This is a genomic window from Sphingomonas sp. PL20 (assembly GCF_017875905.1).
Classification (GTDB): domain Bacteria; phylum Pseudomonadota; class Alphaproteobacteria; order Sphingomonadales; family Sphingomonadaceae; genus Sphingomonas; species Sphingomonas echinoides.
The window spans coordinates 2,988,338-3,011,369 of the sequence record NZ_JAGINH010000002.1 but is presented as its reverse complement, the minus strand read 5'-3'; the positions used below and the strand labels follow the sequence as shown (position 1 = coordinate 3,011,369).

General features: G+C 65.2%; 19 protein-coding genes and 2 tRNA genes. 9 read left to right on the top strand and 12 right to left on the bottom strand.

Translation table 11 applies throughout. From position 1 onward, the window contains the following. The first annotated feature begins 20 nt into the window (after positions 1–20). Entirely contained in the window at positions 21–2,321 is a 2,301-nt protein-coding gene (locus tag H4W01_RS14135; RefSeq protein ID WP_334685281.1) for a TonB-dependent receptor, read from the top strand. Between the two features lie 31 nt (positions 2,322–2,352). Here the strand turns inward: H4W01_RS14135 and H4W01_RS14130 are convergent, their stop codons facing one another. Continuing rightward, entirely contained in the window at positions 2,353–4,560 is a 2,208-nt protein-coding gene (locus tag H4W01_RS14130; protein WP_209611843.1) for a penicillin acylase family protein, read from the bottom strand. 335 nt (positions 4,561–4,895) lie between these two features. Between H4W01_RS14130 and H4W01_RS14125 the strand changes: the two genes are divergently transcribed. The 4 genes from H4W01_RS14125 to H4W01_RS14110 are packed head-to-tail and all read left to right on the top strand — an operon-like array spanning position 4,896 to position 11,586. After that, on the top strand, positions 4,896–6,098 hold the full coding sequence (locus tag H4W01_RS14125; protein ID WP_334685280.1) for an efflux RND transporter periplasmic adaptor subunit: 1,203 nt from the start codon (positions 4,896–4,898) through the stop codon (positions 6,096–6,098). Between the two features lie 12 nt (positions 6,099–6,110). Further along, positions 6,111–9,296 carry an efflux RND transporter permease subunit gene (locus tag H4W01_RS14120; RefSeq protein ID WP_209611839.1) on the top strand — a complete coding sequence of 1,062 codons (3,186 nt, stop codon included), beginning with the start codon at positions 6,111–6,113 and terminating at the stop codon, positions 9,294–9,296. After that, positions 9,293–10,765 carry a TolC family protein gene (locus tag H4W01_RS14115; protein ID WP_334685279.1) on the top strand — a complete coding sequence of 491 codons (1,473 nt, stop codon included), beginning with the start codon at positions 9,293–9,295 and terminating at the stop codon, positions 10,763–10,765. Before H4W01_RS14120 ends, H4W01_RS14115 begins: the two co-directional genes overlap by 4 nt. Next, positions 10,765–11,586 carry an HpcH/HpaI aldolase/citrate lyase family protein gene (locus H4W01_RS14110; protein WP_209611837.1) on the top strand — a complete coding sequence of 274 codons (822 nt, stop codon included), beginning with the start codon at positions 10,765–10,767 and terminating at the stop codon, positions 11,584–11,586. The genes H4W01_RS14115 and H4W01_RS14110 overlap by 1 nt, the downstream gene beginning before the upstream one ends. 99 nt (positions 11,587–11,685) lie before the next feature. On the opposite strand, the gene H4W01_RS14105 is transcribed toward H4W01_RS14110, so the two are convergent. From H4W01_RS14105 to H4W01_RS14095, 3 genes are read right to left on the bottom strand one after another with little or no spacing between them, the layout of a single operon-like run. Next, entirely contained in the window at positions 11,686–12,558 is an 873-nt protein-coding gene (locus tag H4W01_RS14105; protein WP_209611835.1) for an S-methyl-5'-thioadenosine phosphorylase, read from the bottom strand. Continuing rightward, complete coding sequence (locus tag H4W01_RS14100; RefSeq protein WP_209611832.1) at positions 12,555–12,908, bottom strand: hypothetical protein; 354 nt, start codon at positions 12,906–12,908, stop codon at positions 12,555–12,557. Before H4W01_RS14100 ends, H4W01_RS14105 begins: the two co-directional genes overlap by 4 nt. A gap of 3 nt (positions 12,909–12,911) precedes the next feature. Further along, positions 12,912–13,535, bottom strand: coding sequence for a DNA-3-methyladenine glycosylase family protein (locus H4W01_RS14095; RefSeq protein WP_209611830.1), 624 nt, complete (start codon positions 13,533–13,535; stop codon positions 12,912–12,914). Between the two features lie 73 nt (positions 13,536–13,608). On the opposite strand from H4W01_RS14095, the gene H4W01_RS14090 reads away from it, so the two are divergent. Then, entirely contained in the window at positions 13,609–13,926 is a 318-nt protein-coding gene (locus H4W01_RS14090) for a 2Fe-2S iron-sulfur cluster-binding protein (protein WP_010404326.1), read from the top strand. Between the two features lie 36 nt (positions 13,927–13,962). Here H4W01_RS14090 and H4W01_RS14085 read toward each other — a convergent pair whose 3' ends face one another. The 3 genes from H4W01_RS14085 to H4W01_RS14075 form a co-directional block, all read right to left on the bottom strand. Beyond that, positions 13,963–14,742 (bottom strand): hypothetical protein, encoded by a 780-nt coding sequence (locus H4W01_RS14085; protein ID WP_209611828.1) that lies wholly within the window; start codon positions 14,740–14,742, stop codon positions 13,963–13,965. Positions 14,743–14,756: 14 nt separating this feature from the next. Further along, on the bottom strand, positions 14,757–15,500 hold the full coding sequence (gene rlmB / locus H4W01_RS14080) for a 23S rRNA (guanosine(2251)-2'-O)-methyltransferase RlmB (RefSeq protein WP_209611826.1): 744 nt from the start codon (positions 15,498–15,500) through the stop codon (positions 14,757–14,759). Between the two features lie 66 nt (positions 15,501–15,566). After that, the gene (locus H4W01_RS14075) at positions 15,567–17,177 is read right to left on the bottom strand and encodes a M20/M25/M40 family metallo-hydrolase (protein ID WP_209611824.1); all 1,611 of its coding nucleotides are present in this window, start codon (positions 17,175–17,177) and stop codon (positions 15,567–15,569) included. A gap of 180 nt (positions 17,178–17,357) precedes the next feature. On the opposite strand from H4W01_RS14075, the gene H4W01_RS14070 reads away from it, so the two are divergent. Then, positions 17,358–17,443: transfer RNA gene (locus tag H4W01_RS14070), tRNA-Tyr, on the top strand. A gap of 26 nt (positions 17,444–17,469) precedes the next feature. Further along, on the top strand, positions 17,470–18,612 hold the full coding sequence (locus H4W01_RS14065; RefSeq protein WP_209611822.1) for an aminotransferase: 1,143 nt from the start codon (positions 17,470–17,472) through the stop codon (positions 18,610–18,612). Between the two features lie 10 nt (positions 18,613–18,622). On the opposite strand, the gene mtnA is transcribed toward H4W01_RS14065, so the two are convergent. From mtnA to H4W01_RS14040, 5 genes are all read right to left on the bottom strand, one after another. Then, on the bottom strand, positions 18,623–19,654 hold the full coding sequence (gene mtnA / locus H4W01_RS14060; protein WP_209611820.1) for an S-methyl-5-thioribose-1-phosphate isomerase: 1,032 nt from the start codon (positions 19,652–19,654) through the stop codon (positions 18,623–18,625). 4 nt (positions 19,655–19,658) lie between these two features. Further along, positions 19,659–20,306, bottom strand: a complete 648-nt coding sequence (gene mtnC / locus H4W01_RS14055) for an acireductone synthase (RefSeq protein ID WP_209611818.1) — start codon at positions 20,304–20,306, stop codon at positions 19,659–19,661. After that, on the bottom strand, positions 20,303–20,845 hold the full coding sequence (locus tag H4W01_RS14050; RefSeq protein ID WP_209611816.1) for a 1,2-dihydroxy-3-keto-5-methylthiopentene dioxygenase: 543 nt from the start codon (positions 20,843–20,845) through the stop codon (positions 20,303–20,305). The genes mtnC and H4W01_RS14050 overlap by 4 nt, the downstream gene beginning before the upstream one ends. After that, a complete protein-coding gene (locus H4W01_RS14045) occupies positions 20,842–21,456 on the bottom strand; it encodes a methylthioribulose 1-phosphate dehydratase (protein WP_209611814.1) in 615 nt (204 codons plus the stop codon). The genes H4W01_RS14050 and H4W01_RS14045 overlap by 4 nt, the downstream gene beginning before the upstream one ends. An 11-nt stretch (positions 21,457–21,467) precedes the next feature. Continuing rightward, positions 21,468–21,541: transfer RNA gene (locus H4W01_RS14040), tRNA-Gly, on the bottom strand. Between the two features lie 131 nt (positions 21,542–21,672). On the opposite strand from H4W01_RS14040, the gene H4W01_RS14035 reads away from it, so the two are divergent. Beyond that, positions 21,673–22,989 (top strand): methyltransferase family protein, encoded by a 1,317-nt coding sequence (locus H4W01_RS14035; protein ID WP_209611811.1) that lies wholly within the window; start codon positions 21,673–21,675, stop codon positions 22,987–22,989. Positions 22,990–23,032: the final 43 nt, after the last annotated feature.

The window sequence follows — 23,032 nt, the reverse complement described above, 5'->3', positions numbered from 1 at the left end:
CCTTGCTGGTTGTGGCGGCAATGCCTGTTGCGGCGCTTGCCGATTCGCCGCGCATTGCGGTCCCGGCTGAACCCCTCGACCAGGCGCTGACGGCGCTGGCGCGTCAAATCGGTTTTGACATTATCAGCACCGAACCCGGCCTGGCCCATGTTCGGACCAAGGGCGTCACCGGCCAGATGCCGCCGCGCGAGGCGCTGCGGCGGCTGCTGGAGGGGACGGGCTACCGCGCGGTCGCAGTTGACGATCGCAGCTATCGGATTGTGCGGGCCCCGCGGCTGGTCGTTCATCCGCGCCTTTTGGCGCGCAGGACGGCCGAACCTGCATCGGGCGATGACATCATCGTCACTGCGGGTAAGCAGAAATCCAGCTTGCTGCGGTTCCCCGGCAGTGTGCTGATGGTCGGCGGCTTTTCGCCGGGCGCATTGGCGGGACGGTCCATCGATATGGACGAGGTCGCCCGGGGTACCCCGGTGCTGCAAAACACCGAGTTGGGCGTCGGCCGCAACAAGATTTTTATTCGCGGCGTTGCTGACAGCAGCTTCAACGGTGCCACGCAATCGACCGCCAGCATTTATTTCGACGAGGTGCCGCTGGGATATTCGGGCCCGGAGCCAAGCCTCAACCTGTACGACATGAAGGGTGTGGAGGTGCTGGAGGGGCCACAGGGCACCTTATACGGATCGGGGGCGATCGGCGGGATCATACGGCTGACGCCCAATCCGGTTGATTTGCGCAGGGCTTCGGCGTCGCTGAGCAGCGGCGTGACCGCAACCCAAGGCGGTGCAGGCGGTTTCGATGTGGCCGGAATGGCCAATTTGCCGCTGGTCGAGGAGCGGGTGGGCCTGCGCGTCGTTGGCTATCGCGATCGCGACGGCGGTTTTATCACCGATCGCACAAGAAAACTCTCGAATATCAACCGCACCGATACGGTTGGCGGGCGTGCGACGCTTGCGATCGATCCGGGCGATGGATGGGGCGTCGAACTTGGCGGACTGGCCCAGCGAATTGAGGCTGCCGATGCGCAATATGCCGAGCAAACCGTCGGCCCACTCGCGCGGCGCTCCCTGGCGCAGCCTTATAGTAGCGAGATCAAACTGCTGCGGGGCGTCCTGCGCAAACATTGGGACAGCGGGCTCGATCTGATTTCGGCGACCGGTTATGTCGAATTGCAGACGTCGGACACCTTCGATGCGACCCGCGCGATCGGCAGCAAGGGGCCGACGATCTATACCAACGATCAGTCGAATGCCTTGTTCGTGCAGGAGGCGCGCCTGTCGCGCGCGGTGCCGGATCATATCGGCTGGTTGGTTGGCCTCGCGTTTTTGCATGATCGCGATATTCAGGCGCGCGCGCTCGGCCCGCCGGACCAGCCGCTTGATATCATCGGTGTCACCAATATGACGGACAGCCTCTCGGCCTTTGGCGAGGCGAGCTGGCCGGTGTCCTCGCGCCTCACGCTCACGGCGGGAACGCGTTTTACCACCGCTCGCACCGACGGTGAGCCGTCGGTGCGCCCGCGCAACAACAGTTTCATCAAAGGGCGCGCGACGCGACGCGTCGATCCGACCCTCGGGCTGTCCTGGCTGATCGACAAGCGCACGGCGGTGTTTGCGCGGGTGCAGTCGGGGTATCGCACGGGGGGGCTTGCGGTGGCGACGGGGGTCGGGCGGGTTCTCGATTTCCGCTCCGACTCGATTTTGGTCGGCGAGGTCGGCATCCGCAAGCAACGCACGGGTCCGACGGGCTTGGAATTGACCACCGCCGTGTCCTATGCCCGGTGGCGCAACATTCAGGCCGATCTCTACAACACCCGAGGCCAGCCCTATACGGCCAATATCGGCGATGCCGACATTGTCGGGCTGGAGGCTGCGGGAGATTGGGCGATCGTGCGCGGGCTGCACGCCAATTTCGCCTTTCTCTACACCTATAACGTCGTCGATGGCCCGCTTGCGCAATTGTCAGTCCGCGCCAATCGGCGATTGCCGGAGACCCCCGCTTTTGCTGGCAATGCGGGGCTAAGCTACCACTGGATGCGCGGTCGCGAATCGAGCTTCAGCGCGGGGGTGTCGGGTCGCTATGTCGGGCGGTCTCTGCTCGGCACCGGGGACTTTCTGGACGTTAGCCAAGGCAAATATAGCGTGCTGGATGCGCAAATCGGCTGGCACTGGCGCAATCTCGATGTGTCGCTGAGCGGCGATAATCTTGCCAATGCGACGGCCAATCGCTTTGCGCTTGGCAACCCGACCATTCTCGCCACGCGGCAGCAAACGACGCCGCTGCGCCCGCGCAATGTTCGCTTGGGGGTGTCGATCGCCTGGTAACCTAATGGGCCGTTCGCAATCGTCGCAGACCTTATTGCGGCCGCGTGGAGACCGGGATGTTGCCGGGGCGGTAGCGTTGCTCGATGTGGTTCGCCAAATCGGCCGGGTAGAAATAGACCGGGCGCAGAGCGCCTGCCGCATAGCGCGCGGCTTGATCGTTGAAATGCGGCGAGGCGGGATCGCCGCTCTCCCCGCCGGCGGTCACCGCCCAGGCGCGCAGCTTCGGACCGAATTCAACCACCGCGACAAAGCTGTTGCCGCTCGACCCATAGAGTTTTTTGGTATTGGGATAGGGCTTGGCACCGAAGGACGCGAGGCTGCCCCATTGCGCGGACGCGAACGGCACGGAAATGCTGGGCTTGGCATCGTCAAAGTGGGGGGCAATGGCATTGTCGAGCCGCTGGAACCGGTTGATCTTGCCCCAGCCGACGCGCCAGTCGCCAAAGTCGCGCTGCAACTGGTCCACCACCTCGCCAAGTGCGGCGAGCTTGCGATCGACGGACACCTGCGTGGCGATCGCGGCGGGCACGTTGATCTGCTCGGACTGGATGAAGCTGCCCACGTCGCGCCACATCCGGCCACCCCATAAGACGCCAAGCGTCGTCGCCACCGAATCCGCGCCCCAGCGGTAATCCCATGCCTTCAGCGTTGCGACCGGCTCGGCGAGTTTGGTGCGGCGCGGGTCTTTGCTCGGCAGCGCATCATAGGCCTTTACCAGCGGCGGAATCAGCTCGGCAAAGGCGGGCAGATAGCTGTCATAGGCGGCGGCGATCAGCCGCTGCGGCGTAAAGTCGCGATGCCCGGTCAGCAGCAGGTCGGCATGGATGCCGCGCTGGTTCGGGCCGAATTGATCCATATAGCGCGGATAGTCCTTCGCCTTGGGGCTGTCCGGCCCGGCGGCGCTCCACGGCCAGTCATTGGTGTTGCGCACCCAGCCGGTGCCGGGATTGATTACATTGGGAAGCGAGGCGACCGTGTGCAGGCCTTTCCAGTCGGTCGCCGGGTCGGCCCCGTCGACCGCCTTGGTATAGTCGAAGCGGTCGTCGCGCACGGGCACGAATTGCGGGTGGAGATAGGCGATTTCGCCCTTGGCATCGGCGAACAGCGTGTCGTTCGACGAATTGGCCTGGCGCTCGGCAACCTTCCTATAGCTGGCGAGATCGTGCGCCTTGGTGCGCAGCCAGCTTTGTTCGAGTGCGGCGACCGGCTTCCACATCAACGCCTCGGCAATCCATTTGCCCCCGCGTTCGGCGACGATCGGGCCGTGGTGTGAGGCATAGGTGGTGAAGCTGCGCGATGCGAGCGTCCCGTCGGGCAAGCGATAGGCAAGGGTGATCGGATTGGTGCGATAAGGGCGGACGTCCTTGCCATAGACGTAGAACCGCCCGTACCGGGTCAGTGCGGTTTGCTCGGCAAATTCATCGACATTATCGACGCCGGATGAGGTGTGCATCCACCCGGCTTGTTCGTTAAAGCCCTGATAGATAAAGAACTGCCCCCAGGTGGAGGCACCATAAGCGTTCAGACCCTCACCGCTGGTCATTTGCAATTCGGACCGGAAATAGAAGCTGGTGTGCGGATTGATCAGCAGCAGCGCGTGGCCGTCCACGGTGTTTTTGGGAGCGATGGCGATGCCGTTCGATCCGCGCGGCTCGCGCGGCACCGGGCCGGCATCTTCCGCCGCAACGGCGATCTTCTGTCCGCCATAGAAAGCGGCGAGTTCGGCCAGCGAAATGCGTTCGATATCGCCACCGATGCTGCCCTCGGTGAAGGACAGCGCCATCCACGGTTCAAAGTGCGTCAGCACCTTGGGATGCACTTGCGGATGGGTTGCCAGATAATAGTTCAGCCCATCGGCCCAGGCGGTCATCAGCCGTTGCAGCCAATCGGGGCTGGCGCGGTATTGCGCCTGCAGATCGACCGGATCGACATAGAGCCGCTGGCGCAAATCGGCCCAGATCGCGCCTTCGCCTTCGGCCTCGGCAGTGCGGCCAAGCGCGGTCAGGTAATTGGCTTCGATCCGGCTGAAATCGTCCTCCGCTTGCGCATAGGTCGCGCCGAACACGGCATCGGCGTCGCTTTGGCCGACGACATGGGCGATGCCCCATGTGTCTCGGGTGATCGTGACGCGCGCGGCTTGCTCCTGCCAATGCGCCTGGTCGCTCTGCGCGGGTGCCGCAGCGGTGACCAGGAAAGCGGTGGCTGCCAGCAGCGCGCGGGCGGATCGGACGGTGCTCATGCGGGGGAGGCTATCGGGCATTATGCGCGACGACAATCACCGTCTGGCGCGCGATGCTTCAAATCTGTGGTCCAATCTCGCGCCCGGCTCGGGACGCGGCCCGCGCCGCTGACGACAGACCCCTTTGGCCTGGCGCTCGCGTGGGAGGCGCTTGTAATAATAATGACCTTTATCAGGCATATAGCCAAATCAATTCGGTATTTTACGGATGCTCTATTGCATTGGCGCACCGTCATTCTCATTTCTACACACAATTACGAGCAGGCCTGCCGGAGAAGCGGGCTGCGTGGCGGGGGTGCATTCAGACCATGATGCTCGTAGGGATCAAAGCGCCGATGACCGTAATGCCTGGCCGTATGGGCTTGATCCCGTTAGCGACCGCGATTGTGGCTCTGGCCGCCTGTTCGTCAAAAGCCCCGCCGCCGCCACCGATGCCGCAGGTCAGCGTAGCGTTGCCGCTGCAACGCGATGTCGTCGACTGGGATGAATATGTCGGTCGGTTCGAGGCGATTCAGGACGTTCAGCTGCTCCCACGCGTGTCCGGCACCATCGACCGGATCTTTTTTGCCAACGGTCAGCGCGTGCGGGCTGGTGAGGCGCTGTTCACGATCGACCCACGCCCTTATGCCGCCGCACTGGCGCAAGCGCGCGCCCAGGTTGCCAAGGCGCAGGCGGCGCTGACCAACGCGCAATCCGAATTGGCGCGCGCGGACAAGCTGCTGGCCGCCGAAGCGATCAGCAAGGAAGAATATGAGACCAAGCTTGCCGCGGTGCGCACCGCGCAGGCCGATTTGGGCGCTGGCCGCGCCAATGTGACGACGGCTGAGCTCAATCTTGGGTTCACCACGGTTCGTTCGCCGATCACCGGGGTCGTTTCGGATCGCCGCGTGAGCAAGGGCAATTACGCGACGGCGGCGACGACGGTGCTGACGCGCGTGGTGTCGACCGATCCGATCTGGTTCTCCTTCGAAGGCGCGGAGAGCTTTTACCTGAAATATCTGCGCCAGGCCAAAACGGGCGAGCGTGGTTCCTCCCGCAATACCCCCAACCCGGTCGAGGTCCAGCTCGGCGACGAGAAGGGGTATCGCTGGCATGGGCGCATGGAATTCGTCGACAATGCGGTCGACCCCAATTCGGGCACGATCCGCGCGCATGCCGTCATCGCTAATCCCGATGGTTTCTTGACGCCGGGGCTGTTTGGCCGGGCGCGGCTGCTCGGCTCGGGCCATTATCATGCGATGCTGGTGCCCGATGAGGCGATTCTCACCGACCAGACCCGCAAGCTGGTTTATGTCGTCGGACAGGATGGCAAAGTCGTCGCGCGTCCGGTTGAAACCGGCCCGCAAGTGGAGGGGTTGCGCGTCGTCAAATCCGGCCTCGCACCGACCGAGCATGTCGTGATCGACGGCATTACGACGTTGCAACCGGGCATGGCGGTGAAGCAGAATTTGGTGAAGATGCGGCCAAAGGCGGCCGATACAGCGCCGCAATCCACCCAGGAAACAGCCCCGCCCGCTTCTGACGCAACCGCCAATTAAGGCCCCGCGCTCGTGAAATTTCCCCATTTCTTCATAGATCGACCGATCTTCGCGGCGGTGCTGTCGATCCTGATCGTCGTGTTCGGCGTGGTCGTGTATCCGTCGCTGCCGGTCGCGCAATATCCCCAGATTGCGCCCCCAACCGTGGTGGTGAGCGCGACCTTCCCCGGCGCGAATGCGGAGACGCTTGCCGAAACCGTCGCCGCGCCGCTCGAGGAATCGATCAACGGCGTCGAGAACATGATCTACATGTCCTCCTCGGCCACCGGGGACGGGTCGCTGGCGATTACGGTGACGTTCAAGCAAGGCACCAATGTCGATCAGGCACAGGTGCTGGTGCAGAACCGCGTTTCCACAGCGGAACCGCGCCTGCCCAACGAAGTCCGCCAGATCGGCGTGACGGTGCGCAAAAATTCGCCCGACATCCTGTTGGTGGTCGCGCTGACATCACCCGACGGGTCGTTGAACGAATCCTACGTGTCGAATTATGCGACCACGCAAATCATCGACCGGATTTCGCGTATTCCCGGCGTCGGTGGTGTGCGCAGCTTCGGCGGGCGCGATTACAATATGCGGCTGTGGATCGATCCCGATCGCGCCGCCGCGCGCAATCTGACGGTCGATGAAATCGTCGCTGCCGTCAGCGCACAGAACGTGCAGGTTGCGGCCGGTGCCGTGGGGGCTCCGCCGTTCAACCAGGGCGGCACCGCCTTCCAGCTTGGCATCCAGGCGACGGGGCGACTGACCACGCCCGATCAGTTCGGCGAAATCATCATCAAGCGCGACACGCAGGGGCAGTTGACGCGGCTGCGCGATGTCGCGCGGATCGAGCTGGGCGCTCAGGACTACACGATCAACGCCGCGCTCAACGGCAAGCACATGACCGCGCTGGGCATCACGCAATTGCCCGGATCGAATGCGCTGAGCACCGCCGAAGCGGTGAAGGCCGAGGTCGCCCGTGCCGCGAAGAGCTTCCCGCCTGGCCTGAGCTATTCGATCCCGTATAATCCCACGGAATATATCCAGGCGTCGATCGAGGCGGTCGAGCATACGCTGGTCGAGGCGCTGGTGTTGGTGGCGTTGGTGGTTTTGCTGTTCCTGCAAAGCTGGCGCGCGGCAATTATCCCGATCGTGGCGATCCCGGTGTCGCTGATCGGCAGCCTGGCCGTGCTTGGTGGTTTCGGGTTCAGCCTCAACAACCTGTCGCTGTTCGGGATGGTGCTGGCGATCGGCATCGTGGTCGATGACGCGATCGTGGTGGTCGAAAATATCGAACGCCTGATGGAGGAGGAGGGGCTCTCGCCCCGCGAAGCGGCGCACAAGACGATGGATGAGGTGTCGGGCGCGTTGATCGCGATCGCGCTGGTGCTGTGCGGCGTGTTCATTCCGACCAGCTTCATTCCCGGCATTTCCGGCCAATTCTATCAGCAGTTCGCCCTGACGATCGTGTCGGCGACGGCAATCTCGGCGTTTGTGTCGTTGACGCTGTCACCCGCCCTCGCGGCGATGGTGCTCAAGCCAAAGCATGATGGGGAACCGAAGCCTGGGTGGCGTGGGCTGGGCACACGCTTTGCGCGCGGCTTCAACCGTGGCTTTGACTGGCTCGGTCGCACCTTCGGCAAGTTTACCGCGCGCGCGGTCCGCAGCCTCGCGATCATCGGAATTGCCTATATCATCCTGATCGGCCTTGCCGGGTGGCGCTTCACCGCAACCGCGACCGGGTTCATCCCGGCGCAGGATCAGGGCTATCTGATCGTCGCGGCGCAATTGCCGCCGGGCTCTTCGCTGCAAAGAACGACCGAATTGATTCAGCGTGCGAGCGAAATCGCGCACAAGAATCCGGCGACGCGCGACACCGTTGCCTTTTCCGGCCTCGACGGGGCGACGTTCTCGACCGCCTCGAATGGCGGCGCGATGTTTATCACGCTCAAGCCCCGCGCCGATCGCGCCGATGCAAACGTCATCGCCAACCAGATGCGGCAAGCCTTCGCCCCGCTTTCGGGCGGTTTGCTGCTGGTGATTCCGCCGCCCCCAGTGGCGGGCATCGGCACCGGTGGCGGTTGGAAGATGCTGATCGAGGATCGCTCCAACCTCGGCTATAAGGCGCTGGAAGGGGCCGCCTTTGGCATGATGATGAAGGCCAACCAGACGCCGGGCATTACGTCTGCCTTCACCACCTTCAACACCCGCACGCCGCGTCTGTTCGCCGATATCGACCGGGAGCGCGCCGAGCAGATGGGCGTGCCGGTGTCGAACGTCTTTTCGACGCTCGGTACCTATCTCGGGTCGGCGTACATCAATGACTTCAACTATCTTGGCCGCACTTACCGCGTGACCGCGCAGGCGGATGCACCGTATCGCGACCAAGTGTCTGACGTCGGGCATTTGCGGACGCGATCGGCGGCGGGCAATATGGTGCCGCTCGACGCGGTGATGACGCTCCGTAACGATAGCGGGCCGTACCGCGTGGTCCGCTACAACCTCTATCCGGCGGCCGAGCTGCAGGGCGATACCGTGCCCGGCTATTCTTCGGGGCAGAGCTTGCTGACCATGGCACGGCTGGCCGACCAGATCCTGCCCAAGGGCATGAGCTACGAATGGACCGAAATCGCCTTCCAGCAAACGCAGGCGGGCAATACCGGCTCGTTGGTGTTCGGTCTGGCGGTGTTGTTTGTGTTCCTGTTGCTGGCAGCCAATTATGAAAGCCTGGTGCTGCCCTTCGCCGTTATCCTGATCGTCCCGATGTGCCTGCTGGCGGCGATCGTGGGGGTGAACATCATGGGGATGGACAACAATATCCTGACGCAGATCGGCCTGGTCGTGCTGATCGGGCTTGCGGCAAAGAACGCCATTCTGATCGTCGAATTTGCCCGCGCGAACGAAGACCAGGGGATGGAATTGCACGCAGCGGCCGAACACGCCGCCGAGCAGCGCCTGCGCCCGATCGTGATGACGTCGATCGCGTTCATCCTCGGGGTGTTGCCGCTGGTGATCAGCTCGGGGCCTGGGTCGGAAATGCGCAAGGCTTTGGGCGTCGCCGTCTTCTTCGGGATGATCGGCGTGACGACCTTTGGTCTGCTGTTCACCCCGAGCTTCTACGTCATCAGCCGCAAGGGTGGGGACTGGATTGCCAGCAAGCTCCGCCGCAAGCCGCGCGCGGTGGCGACGGTCGACCATATCGAGGGTAATCCGGCATGACCCGCATGGTGCGTATCCTCGGCTTGACGCTGCCGGCGCTGGCCTTGTCGGCCTGCGTCGTCGGCCCCCATTACAGCCCTCCCACCACGCCTGTACCGGCCAAGGGCGGCGGCTTTGTGGAAGCAAGCCACAGCGCCGCGATTGCGGCAACGCCACTGCCCGACCATTGGTGGCGGCTCTATGACGACCCGTCGGTCGACCGGCTGGTCACCGAGGCGCTGGCGCACAATACCGACATCCGCGTGGCTGCCGCCAATCTTGAGCGCGCGCGCGCGGTCTTGTCCGAACAGACGGGCGCGCGGCTACCGACCACCAGCCCGAGTGCGCAATATAGCCGCCAACAGGCCAATAGCGCGAGCGCGGCGGCCTTTGGCGGCGCTGCCGCCGCGCCGCAGACCTTTCGCTTCGACAGCTTCAAGCTGGGCTTCGATGCGTCCTATGAGGTCGACCTGTTTGGCGGTGTGACGCGCGCAATCGAAGCGGCGCGCGGCGATGCGCAGGCGGCCCAGGCGCAACTCGATGCGGCGCGCGTGTCGGTCGCCGCCGAAACCGCACGGGCCTATGCCAGCGCGTGCAGCAATGCCGCGCAACGCGCAGTCGCGATCGAGACGGTGGCGTTGCAACAGCGCACGCTGGGGCTGACCAACACGCTGTTCACCGCAGGGCGCGGCACGCGGCGCGATGTGGAGCGCGCCGATGTGCTGCTCGCGCAGACGCAGGCGAGCATTCCGGGCTTTGAGGCCGAACGGCGCGCGTCGCTTTATGCGCTCGCGGTGTTGACCGGTCTGCCGCCCGAGCAAATCGATGCCGCCGCCGATGCGTGCAAGGCACCCCCGACGATGCGCACCGTTGTACCGGTCGGCGACGGTGCTGCGCTGATCGCGCGGCGCCCCGATGTGCGCGCCGCCGAGCGTACGCTCGCGGCGGATACGGCGCGGGTCGGGGTTGCGGTGGCCGATCTCTATCCCAAGATCTCGTTGCTCGGCAGCATTGGCCTCAACGCCACGCGCGGCAGCCAGTTGTTCAAGAGCAGCGCGGCCAATTATTCGTTCGGGCCGCTCATTTCGTGGAGCTTCCCCAACCAGACCGTCGCGCGCGCACGCATCCGCGAGGCGCGCGCCGGTGCCGATGCCAGCCTTGCCACGTTCGATGGCAAGGTGCTCGGCGCGCTGAGCGAAGTGGAGCAAGCGCTCGCGCGCTATGCCGGGGCGCTGGAGCGCAACGCCGCGCTGCGCCGTGCCGAAGCGGCAAGCACGTCGGCCGCCAAGCTGTCGCAAGTCCGGTTCACCTATGGAGCGGACAGTTTTCTGCTGCTGATCGAGGCCGAGCGGGACCGTGCCGATGCGCGCGCCGCTTTGGCGCAATCGGATGCGGCGGTGGCCGATGCACAGATCAGCCTGTTCAAGGCGCTGGGCGGTGGCTGGGAGGACGCGCCCGCGCCAACGCGGCGCGAGGCCCCAGCTCCATAATGCACACCATCCGCAGCGCCTTGTTCATGCCCGCGTCGAACGCCCGCGCGATCGAGAAGACGCGGGGCCTGGCGTGCGATGCGGTGATCCTCGATCTGGAGGATGCCGTCGCGCCCGAGGCCAAGGCGAGCGCCCGCGCCCAGGCGTTGCAAGCGGCGGCTGACGGTGGGTTTGGCGGGCGGACGCTGGCGCTGCGAGTCAACGCGCTCGACAGCGAATGGGGCATTGCCGATTGCGAGGCGGCGCGGGACGCGGGCTTTGACGCGATCGTCCTGCCCAAGGTTTCCAATCCAGATGACCTGTCTGCGGCGCGCGCGTTGCTGGGCGATATTCCGCTGTGGGCGATGATCGAGACGTGCGCGGCGATGCTGGCTTTGTCGGCGATCGCCGCGACGCGCGGGCTGGAGTGCCTGATCGCGGGCACCAATGATCTGGCGAAGGACATGCGCTGCACGCCCGGCGCGGACCGCCTGCCGCTGCTACCGCATCTGTCCGCAATCGTCACCGCGGCGCGCGCGCACGGTCTGATTGCGCTTGACGGGGTGTCGAACGTGCTGGCCGAGACGCCCGAACTGGCGGCGGAATGCGCGCAGGGGGCAGCCTTCGGTTTCGACGGCAAGACGCTGATCCACCCGGCGCAAATCGCGCTCGCCAACCGTGCCTTTGCGCCGTCCGCCGAGCGGGTTGCGTGGGCGCAAGCCGTGATCGCGGCCTTTGCGCAGCCCGAGAATGGCGAAAAAGGCGCGATCCGCGTTAACGGCGAAATGGTCGAACGGCTGCACCTGAGCGAAGCCGAGCGGATCGTAACGCTCGTGCGCTGAGCGGCCCCGGCGTAGCCGCCTTTTTCCCTTCTTCGTGGCTTCGTGCCTTTGTGCGAGAAAATGCTCGCACGAAGCCACAAAGACACGAAGATAGAAGCGTTATTTGCCCAGCACGCGCCCGGCCACCGCATCCAGCATCGCCAGCACCGCAGGATCGCGCGAGGCGGGCGCGGTGATCAGCGCGTGGTCGAGCACGGTGTCGAGCGGGGAGGGCGTGCGTTCGCTCGGCAGGGCGGCAACGAGCTGCGCTAGCGCCTTGCGCGCGATTTCGCCGTTCGCGCCCATTTGCTTGATGACTTCGGCCACCTCGACAAAGGCGGCTTCCTCACGCCAGCAATCATAGTCGGTGACCATGCCGATCAGCGCATAGGGCATCTCCGCTTCGCGGGCGAGCTTGGCTTCGGGCATCGCGGTCATGCCGATGACGTCGGCACCCCATTGGCGGTAGAGCAGGCTTTCCGCGCGGCTGGAGAATTGCGGGCCTTCCATCGCCAGATAGGTGGCGCCCTTGGTCATCGCGCCGCCTGCCGCTGCCACCGCCTCCGCCGCATAACCCGACAGGCGCGGGCAGACCGGCTCGGCCATCGACACATGCGCGACCATGCCGGTGCCGAAGAAGCTCGATGTGCGCGCGACGGTGCGATCGATGAATTGGTCCACCACCACGAAATGCCCCGGCGGCAGTTCCTCGCGCAGCGAGCCGATCGACGAAATGGCGATGATGTCGGTGCAGCCGCTACGCTTCAGCGCATCGATATTGGCGCGGAAGTTCAGCTCGGACGGGCTGATGCGATGCCCGCGGCCATGGCGCGGCAGGAAGACGAGTTCGACATCGCCGATCGACCCGAACAGCAATTCGTCCGACGGCTGTCCCCATGGCGTATCGACGCGGTGCCAGCGCGGATTGTGCAAGGCATCGATCGCGTACAAGCCCGATCCGCCGATGACGCCCAGTTTCCACTTTCCGCTCATGCGGCATTCCCTTCCTGTGTTTCCAACCGTGTAAGCCACGCCTGCGCCTGTTTGGGTTCGCCGACGGCGTGTGCGGGCACGGGACCGCGCGATGCAACAAAATCCGCATGGAGTGCAAAGGGCGGCAGGGACAATTGTGCGCGCACGTGATCGGCGGCCTCGCCCAATTCGGTCAACTCCAGCACAATGGGGGCAAATTTGGCGGCGTGGGCGCGGTCCTTCGTGTGGCCGAACAAGCCCCATTGGCCTGCCGCCGCGCGTTTCAATGCGGCGAGCAGCAGCGTGCGATATTCGGTTTCGATTTCGGCGCGACGGTCGTCGAGCCGGGCGAGGCGGTCTGCTTTTGCCATGGCTCAGACGACCGTCATGTCGCTTTGATAATGATGCCAGGCGAAGATCGCGGCGGCCCCGCGATGCGGACGCCACGCCTCGGCCAGGTCGCGCACCAGCTTCTCGCCCGGGCGTGCCTCGTGGCCGAGAATGCGGCCAATTTCGATCTGCACCGCCAGATCGCCCGCCGGCCAGATGTCGGTGCGGCCCTCTGCGAACAGCAGATAGATTTCGGCCGACCAGCGCCCGATACCCTTGACCGCGACCAGCTTGGCGATCGCCTCCTCGTCATCGGCAGGCAGATGGTGCAGGTCGAGCTCGCCGCTCGCCACCAGCGCGGCAAGGCTGCGCGCATAGCCGGCTTTCTGGCGCGACAGGCCGGCCTCGCGCAGCGTCTCGTCGGTCGCGCTGGTGATGTTAGCCGGGTTATCGAGCGACCCGACCAGCCCCTCCAGCTTGTTCCACACGCTTTGCGCGGCCTTGGTGCTGACCTGTTGCCCGATGATCGTGCGCAGCAGCGTGGCATAACCGCGTTCGCGCAGGCGCGGTTCGGGATAGCCGACCCGGGCGAGTGCCGCCGCAAAGGCGGGTTCGCGCTCCGCCAGCGCGTCCAGCGCGGTTTTCAACTGATCGGCGCTGAGGCCCATGCGGTGATACCTTGATCGGGGCCGCAACTGGCGGCATGGCGGTGGAGACAGTCGCTATCGCAAAGGATCGTTCATGCCCAAGCTTATCGTCGTGACCCGCGAAGGGGAAGAACGGGAAATCGAAGGCGATGCCGGCCTTTCGGTGATGGAAGTCATTCGGGATGCGGGGATCGATGAAATTCTGGCGCTGTGCGGCGGCTGCTGTTCGTGCGCGACCTGCCACGTTCATGTCGACCCGGAATTTGCGGCCAAACTGCCCAAGATGAGCGAAGACGAGAACGATCTGCTCGATTCCTCGGCCGACCGCGACGCGACCTCGCGCCTGTCGTGCCAGATCGAACTGACCGATGCGCTGGACGGGCTGAAGGTCCGCATCGCCGCCGAGGATTGAGCCGGCAAGCGGGCGGCGCTGCCGCCGCCCGCGCCGCTATTTGAAGCGCAACACCGCCGTCGGCGCATCCTTGGTGGTTGGCGTCGCCTTCCACGTCACGGTCTTGCGCGTCCCCGTCGTCACTGCGCCGTCTTCCTGGTTCTGGCTGACGATCTCGGCATCGGTGTCGAGCGTGAAGGTGCCATCGAGTTGGCTCGTCGGTGTCTTATCGGTCATCCCGCCTGCCAGCCCCTTGCTGGCGTCGCTTTGATTGGCATAGCCCGGTGCCTTGATCCGCACCGTATTGTTCGTCCGCACTTCCAGCGCGATGAATGGGAACAGCACCTCGGCGTCGAGATTGTACGGCCACAGGAAGCCGCGATCGAGCGTGCCGGAAATGGCATAGTCGATGCTGAACTTGCCGTCGCCAAGATAGGTCACCTTGCGATAGCCCACTTCCTTGGCGAGCGCCGTCGCGATCGCGCGGTTCTTGGCGTCGGTTGCGGCTTTGCCGTCGGGCTCGGCGGGCTTGGTGTCCTTCGGGACGGGTTTACGCTTGGCGATTTTCTGGAGCGTGGGTGCTTCATCGTCGGTGGCGGCGGGGTCGGTATCCTTGGCATCGCCGTCGCCGCCATCCTTCATGCCCTTGGCGAACTCGCCGCCCAGATCGACCGCGATCACCTCCCCGACATAGGTGAAGGTGAAGTGGCGGTCGGCGTCGATCCGCAAGGTCGACACGAAGGTGCCGGGGGTCAGCACGCAGCTTGCTAGCGCGAACGGCAACAGCAGCACGCCGAGCAGCTTTGGTGTCAGCCGCCGCGCGAGACGTGCCGCCATGTCGAACCTCCCGTTCAGCGTGATGCCACCGCGTACAGCGCGATGGCCGCTGCGTTCGACACGTTCAGGCTCTCGACCTTATGCGAGATCGGCAAACGCGCAAGCTCGTCGCAATGCGATGCCGTATTCTGCCGCATCCCTTCGCCCTCTGCGCCCAGCACCAGCGCGACGCGCTGCGTGCCCATCGCCTGGGTCAAGGTCTGCGTGGCCTCGCCGGTCAGCCCGACGCGCCAGAAACCGGCTTCGGCGATCTCCTCGAGCGCGCGCGCGAGGTTGACCACGCGCACCCACGGCACGATTTCGAGCGCACCCGAGGCTGCCCGCGCGATCGTGCCCGATTCGGGCGGCGCGTGCCGATCGGGGGTGACGATGCCGAGCGCATCGAAGGCGGCGGCCGAGCGCATGATCGCGCCGACATTGTGCGGGTCGGTCACCTGGTCGAGGATCAGCAGCGGGCGCTGATCGCCTTCGCCCTGCTGCAGCAAATCGCCGAGCCACATATCCTCCAGCGGATCGACTTCGGCGACCAGCCCCTGATGCGGTGCGTCGCCCGGCACCAGCCGCGCGAGATCGGTGACATCGGCATAGACGATCGGGATCACCGGCGGGATGTCGAGGCTGGCGGCGGCCTCGCGCGTCACCCAGAGCTTGCGCACCACGCGTTCGGGGTTGGCGAGCGCTGCGGTGACGGCATGGCGTCCCCAGAAGCGCGGGCGACCGGCGGGGGCCTGTGACGGGCGATGTCCACGGCGCGCCATCAGTTGGTCTCCACGATCGAAAGGCGGGTCAGCACAGGGGTAGGGGAAAGCGATACGGACACGGGTTTATTCATCCTCGTCGGAATAAGCGAAAGGCTCGGTCACCGCCGGTTTGGTCGGCAAAGGCGGGCGGGGCAGGGCCTTTTCGGCATTGGCGGCATTGACCAGGAACGACGCAAGAATGGTCGCGGCCTGGCGCATATCATTGCCCTTCAAATGGTCGAAGGTATCGATGCTGGAATGGTGGACTCGGCTGTCATAGTCGAGCGGATCCTGGATGAACTGGAAGCCGGGCGCGCCGACCGCTTGCATGAAGACATGGTCGGTGCCGCCCGTGGTGCGAATCACCACGTCCTTCGCCCCCATCGTCCCGAACGGCGCGAGCCATTCGCGGAAGATCGGCACCACCGCCGGATTGTTCTCGGCATAGATGCCGCGCACCTTGCCCGAACCATTGTCGAGGTTGAAATAGGCGGCGAGATCGCCCCAGCCGGGCTTGGGCGTGATCGGCCAGCGGTTCGACCAGCCCATATACAGCGCAAGCCCGGTCTGCTTCGGGTCGCTCGGGTTGCCACGCGTGGCGAGGTGGCTTTCGACATAGGATAGCGAGCCGAGCAGCCCCTGCTCCTCGCCCGCCCACAAAGCGAAGCGAATCGTGCGCTTGGGGCGGATGCCGGTCTTGGCGATGATGCGCGCGGCTTCCATCACCATCGCGGAGCCAGCGCCATTGTCGGCCGCGCCATCGCCCGCAACCCACGAATCGAGATGCCCGCCCGCCATCACATACCCGGCCTTGGGGTCCGTTCCGGGGATTTCGGCGATGATGTTGTAGGCGCGCGTGTCGCTATCGTCGAAGCGCACGTCGCTGTTGATCTCGACCGTCGGCGCAGGGCCGATCTTGGCGAGGCGGGCAAGGCGGCGATAATCCTCGGCGGCGATCTGTACGGCGGGCAGCGCGGGCGTGTCGCCGACGCCGAAAGTATAGCCCTCACCGCTGACCAATTTGCCGTCGCGATAGGCCATCGTCGCCATCGCGACCGCGCCCTCGCTCTTGAGGAAGGCATCGAGCTTCTTCGCAAAATCGAGCCGCTTCAGGCGGCGGTCGGCGGCTTCGGGATTGTAGGTGGGCTGCTGATATTGATCGAGCTTGCTCAGTTCTTCGCCGGTATAACGCTGGAAGGGAGCCTCGCCCGGTTCGGAGCCAGTGTTGGGCAGCGTGACCATGACGATCTTGCCCGACAATTTGCCGCGCCATTTGTCGAAATCGCGCACGCGTGCAATCGGCGCGACGATCACTGGCGCCGAAATCGGCCCGTTGGTGGCGGGCGTCCAGGCGATGGGGATCGCGGTGAGCTGGATCGGGCGCGGCGTCAGCATCTTCACGCTGGAGCTGACGATGGACCAGCCGCGACCGAAATCGAACCCTTCCTTATGGACGTTCTTCAGTCCCCATTCGGTGAACTTGGCCTGGGTCCAGGCCTCCGCCCTGCGCATCGCGGGGGAGTTGGTCATGCGCGGGCCGATCGCGTCGGCGAGATGTTCGGCGGTCAGCATCACTTCGCTATGCGCAATGCCCTCGTCGATGATTCGCGCGGTTTGCGTGCGATCGACCGACTGGCCAAGCGCAGGCGCGGTCACGAGCGCCGCGCAGGTGGCGAGAAGCAAGACACGACGCATGATGAGACCCCCAACGAAAAATAGCTGTATCCGCGTGGGTATGCGCGGCGCGGCGCGGGCGCAAGGTCGGTCTTGGCACTGATGTCGTGACCTTAGCCGTTGACAGGGGCGCATGTCGTCGGCATTGGCACGCCTCGCTTTTTTGAAGCGACCATCCTTTCCCAAAGGATGCGCGCCTGGGGACAGGTGGCCGAGTGGTTAAAGGCAGCAGACTGTAAATCTGCCCGTGCAAGCGTACGCTGGTTCGAATCCAGCCCTGTCCACCAACCTTCTTGTCAGAAGGAATCAAGCGATGAACCCGGTTTACACCGCGCTCGGAACGACGATTTTCGAAGCGATGTCCGCGCGCGCGCGGGCGACGGGGGCGATCAACCTTGGCCAGGGCTTTCCCGACGGGCGCGGCCCCGAGGATGTGCTCGCCGAGGCGGCGCGCGCGCTGATCGAGGAGTCGAATCAATATCCGCCAATGGCGGGCACGCCCGCGCTACGCCAGGCGGTGGCGGAGCATTACCGCGTGCATCAGGGCCTTGACCTCGATGCGAGCGAAGTGATCGTTACGTCAGGCGCGACTGAGGCGCTGGCGGCGGCGATCTTCGCGTTGGTGTCGCCCGGCGACGAAGTGGTGATGTTCCAGCCGCTCTATGATGCCTATCTGCCGCTGGTGCAGCGCGCCGGGGGCGTGGCGAAGCTGGTGCGGCTCGAACCGCCCGAGTGGCGCATCACCGCCGAGGCGCTGGCGGCGGTGGCGAGCGATCGCACGCGGCTGGTGCTGCTCAACTCACCGCTCAACCCCACGGGCACGATGATCGGGCCGGACGAGCTGGCGCTGCTTGCCGATTTCTGCGTTGCGCACGGTGCGATCGCGATTTGCGACGAGGTGTGGGAGCATGTCGTGTTCGATGGCCGCCAGCACCGCTCGCTGATGGCGCAGCCCGGGATGCGGGAGCGCACGGTCAAGATCGGCTCGGCCGGCAAGATCTTTTCGCTGACCGGGTGGAAGGTCGGCTGGCTGTGCGCCGCCCCTGCGATTTCCTCGGTGCTGGCCAAGGCGCATCAGTTCCTGACCTTCACCACGCCGCCCAATTTGCAGGCGGCAGCGGCGTTTGGGCTGGGCAAGGATATCGGGTATTTCGAAGAGATGCGCGCGGGCTATCAGCGCTCGCGTGATCGCCTGGCGGCGGGGTTGACCGGGCTCGGCTATACGGTGCTGCCCAGTGCGGCGACCTATTTCCTCAATATCGACCTGGCCGCCTCCGGTGTAGACATGGACGACGTCGCGTTCGCGCGCTGGCTACTGGAGGAAGCGGGCGTGGCGACGATTCCCGTGTCCGCTTTCTATGCCGAGAACGCCGTTCGCAGCGTCGTGCGGCTGTGCTTCGCCAAGCAGGATGCGACGCTGGATGCGGCGCTGGAGCGGATGACGCGACGGCCGTGAAGCGCGCGCGTCAAATCGTGTCCAGCAGCCCGCGCTCGGTCAGATAGCCGGTCACCAGCCGCGCTGGCGTCACGTCGAAGGCGGGGTTAGCGGCGTTAGAGGCCGTGACGCGAATGCGCCCGCCTTCGCCTGCGACATAGGTCACCTCGTCGCCCGAGCGCTCCTCGATCGGGATGTCGGCCCCGGTCGCGGTGCTCGCGTCGAAGGTGGTGTAGGGCAAAGCGACATAGAAAGGCACGCCAGTGTCCTTGGCCGCCAGCGCCTTCAGATAGGTGCCGATCTTGTTGCAGACATCGCCATTGGCCGTCACACGGTCGGTGCCGACGATCACCGCATCGACCTGGCCCGTCATCATCAAATGGCCCCCGGCATTGTCGGCGATGACGGTGTGCGGCACGCCGTGCCCGGCCAGTTCGAAGGCGGTGAGCAGCGCGCCCTGGTTGCGCGGGCGCGTCTCGTCGACCCAGACATGGACCGGAATCCCCGCATCATGCGCGAGATAGATCGGCGCGGTGGCGGTGCCGTAATCGACCGTTGCCAGCCACCCGGCATTGCAATGCGTCAGGATGTTGAGCGGACGGTGCGGGTTCTTTGCATGGAGGGCGCGGAACAGCGCGAGGCCGTGTTGGCCGATCGCCTGATTGAGGGTAACGTCCTCGTCGCAAATCGCATCGGCGCGCGCGAAGGCGGCCTGCGCGCGCTCGGCGGCGGGGAGGGGGCGGACGGACTCCATCACTTTGTCGAGCGCCCATTTCAGGTTCACCGCCGTTGGCCGCGATTCGAGCAGCAGCGCATAGGCCGCATCGAGCGCCGAGTCCGATCCGTCCTCAGCCAGCGCCATCGCCAGACCATAAGCGGCGGTCGCACCGATCAGCGGCGCGCCGCGCGTCCACATTTCGCGGATCGCCTGCTCGGCGGCGCGGGCGGAGCGGAGTTCGACCCATTTCACCGTCCAGGGGAGTTCGCGCTGGTCGAGGATGCGCGCGCCTGCGCCATCGGCGGTGCGGGTGATCGAGCGCTGATGAATGCCTTCGAGGATCACAATCTCACGCCTCTATCGGGGAAGGGGTAATCTCATCGAAGCTCGCGATATCGCGCGCGCGCCCGGCGCGGTCGATCAAGCGCGCCGCCATCCCCGCGCCGCGCGCGGCGGCGACTTCCTCGGGTGTGTCGGACAGGAACAGCACATCGGCGGGCGCGATCCCGATCGCTTCGGCGATCTTGGCATAGGACGCCGCCTCGCGCTTTGGCCCGGTTGTCGTGTCGAAATAGCCCGAGAAGAGCGGGGTCAGATCCCCCGCTTCGCTATGCCCGAACAGCAATTTCTGCGCGGGGACAGAGCCCGAGGAAAAGACGTACAGCGCGATTCCCGCCGCGTGCCAGCGCTGCAACCCGGCCACCGCATCGGGGTAGATGTGCCCGCGAAAGGCGCCGCTGGCATAGCCATCGGACCAGATCATGCCCTGCAGCGCCTTGAGCGGGGTCGCCTTGCGGTCCTCGTCGATCCAGCGCAACAAGGTCGCGACGGGATCGCCGGGTTCGCTTGCGGCGACTTCGGCCAGGATTTGTGCGGTCTCGGCGGGGTGGGCGGCGACATAGTCGGCCAGGCGCGCGCGGGCATAGGGAAACAGCACGTCCGCGACGAAGGCGATGCTCGACGTCGTGCCCTCGATATCGGTGAGAATCGCCTTCACGCCAGTGCAGGCTCGAGCCGGGGGAAGCGATCGGCGATATCGCTGCCGGTAAACTGCGCGATCCACCCATCGGGATTGAGGAACAGACGGATCGCGGTAAAGCGCGGGGCGGCCCCCATGTCGAACCAGTGGCGCATTCCGGCTGGCACCGAGATCAAATCGCCCGCGCAACACAGCATGGCGAACACGCGGAAATCGTGGTGGAGCGTGAACAGCCCTTCGCCGTCGAGGAAGAAGCGGACTTCGTCCTCGGCATGGGTGTGTTCGGACAGAAATTTTTCGCGCAGCGTGGCGCGATCGGGATGGTCGGGCGTGATCCGCGCGACATCGATTGACTGATAGCCGCCCTCTGCCGTCAGCCGCGCAACCTCATCGGCATAGAGCGCCAGTACGTCGCCATCGGCGGCAAGCGGCTTGAGCGGCCAGCGTTCGAACCGCACGCCTGCTGCCGCCAGCGCGCGCGCAATGTCCGCCGCATCGCTGGTGTCGAGCAACGGGGTGGCGGCATCGTCTTCGGCGAAGATCTGCAAACGGCTCATCGAAAGCTCCTTTCGGCCAGTTCGGCGGCGATCATCCATTCGACCGCTTCGATCACGCGCTCGGCCTCGGCCATGTCCTGACCCCAGCCATACAGGCCGTGGCTGCGGATAAGATAGGCGGGGATCGCGCCGGGGGCCAGCAACTGCGGGGTGATCGCGGCATCAAGCTCCGCCATGTCCTGGCTGTTGGGCACGATCGGCAGCGTGACGGCGGTGTCGTGCGTCGCGATTCCGGGCAGCGCCTTCAGCATCTCATGCCCGGTAAAGCGATAGCCATCGCCCAAGGTCGCGCGGCTGAAGCCGACCGCGGTGGGCGAGTGGCTGTGCAATACCGCGCCGCAGCCTGGAAACAAGCGGTACAGCGCCATGTGCAACGCGGTTTCCGCCGAGGGCTTCTTGCCATCGAGCGATCGGCCATCGCCATCCACGCGCATCACATCCTCGCGCGTCAGTCGCCCTTTGTGGCGGCCCGATACGGTGACGGCAAAACTGCCATCATCGAGCCGCGCCGAATAATTGCCGGACGTGGCCGGTGCCCAGCCTTTGCCGTCGAGCCAGCGACCGACGGCAACGATGGCGTCCTGCGCCTGATCAAAGGAAAGCACCGTCATCGCGTGCGGGCTGGAGCGGGTAACGGGAATCGAACCCGTGTATTCAGCTTGGAAGGCTGCTGTACTACCATTGTACTATACCCGCTCGCCGGCTGCGCGCGCTCGTGCGGCGATGCGCCCGGTTAGCGTGGCCGACGCGCCGACGCAAGATGCGGGTGCGCGGGGCGTCGCGCGCCTTCATCCATCGCTAACCATTTTCGCGCTACCTAGCGCCAGATGTTTCATGACACCGCCCTCGCGCGCGCTGCCAAGGCAGCCGATCCCCGCCCGGCCTCCGCGGTCAGCACTGGCTGTGGCCTCGCGGGTCTCGGCGGTCTGTTCATATGGGTGGCGATCGCGCGCTATTTTGGCATGGACGGGCCGTATGCCGCGCTGGTCAACATCGCGGCGTGCGCGCTGCCGATGGTGCTGTGGGCGGTGCTGGTCGACAAGGTTCACCGGCGGGCCTCGACCGGGATCGACTGGAGCGCCGCGAAGCCGTGGCGCGAAACGCTCGATGTGTCGTTGACCAAGCTTGCCGGGCTGTGGGCGACCTGGGCCGGCATCGCGCTGATCTATGGCACCGGGCGCTTCTATTGGAGCAACCAATGGGGCGGCTTTCCCTTTGCGATGCAATGCTTCGGCGTCGCTGCACCGCTGCTCTTTGTCGGTTCGATCCCCTATGTGCTGTGGATCGATCGGCGGCTGGTCGCGCCCAAGGACGGCGCATGGGCGCTGGGCGCATGGCTGATGGGGCTTGACGAGCCGATCGACCACGAGGCGCTGTATAACCATTTGCGCAGTTGGGGCGTGAAGGCGTTCTTCCTGGCTTTCATGCTGGCGGTGGTGCCGCCGGGCTTTGCCGGTTTCATCCACGGCAATGTCGCGGAGGTGCTGCACAATCCGGTCGCGCTGGCCAATTGGCTGATCGGTTTCATGTTCGTGATCGACTGCGCCTTTGCCACCGCCGGGTATATCCTCACCTTCCGGCCGCTCGATTCGCACATTCGCAGCGCCAACCCGTTTGCGGCGGCGTGGCTGGCGGCGCTGATCTGCTATCCGCCCTTCACGCTGATGGCCGACAACGGGCCGCTCGATTATCATCCCGGCACTTATGGCTCGGATGGCTGGTCGGTCTGGTTTGCCGGGCATCCGGCGGTGCTGGCAGCGATCGGCGCGGTGCTGGTCGGTCTAACCGCAATCTATGCCTGGGCGACGGTTGCCTTTGGGTTCCGGTTTTCCAACCTGACGCATCGCGGCATTTTGACGCACGGGCCGTATGCCTTTTCGCGCCACCCCGCCTATCTGTCGAAGAACCTGTTCTGGTGGATTTCAACCGTGCCGGTGCTGACGACGGGGTCGTGGCTGGATGCGGTGCGCGCCACGATCCTGATGGGGGTGGTCAGCGGCGTTTATTACTGGCGCGCCAAGACCGAGGAGCGGCATCTCGGCCTGGACCCGGCCTATCGCGACTATTCGGAATGGATGGCGCGCAACGGACTGGTGCCACGCTTCTTTGGGTGGGTCGCGGGCAAGCGGGCGGTGCGGGCCTAGCCGCGCGGTGTCGGGGCATCCGAAGATGCCCCGAGGGTCCGCT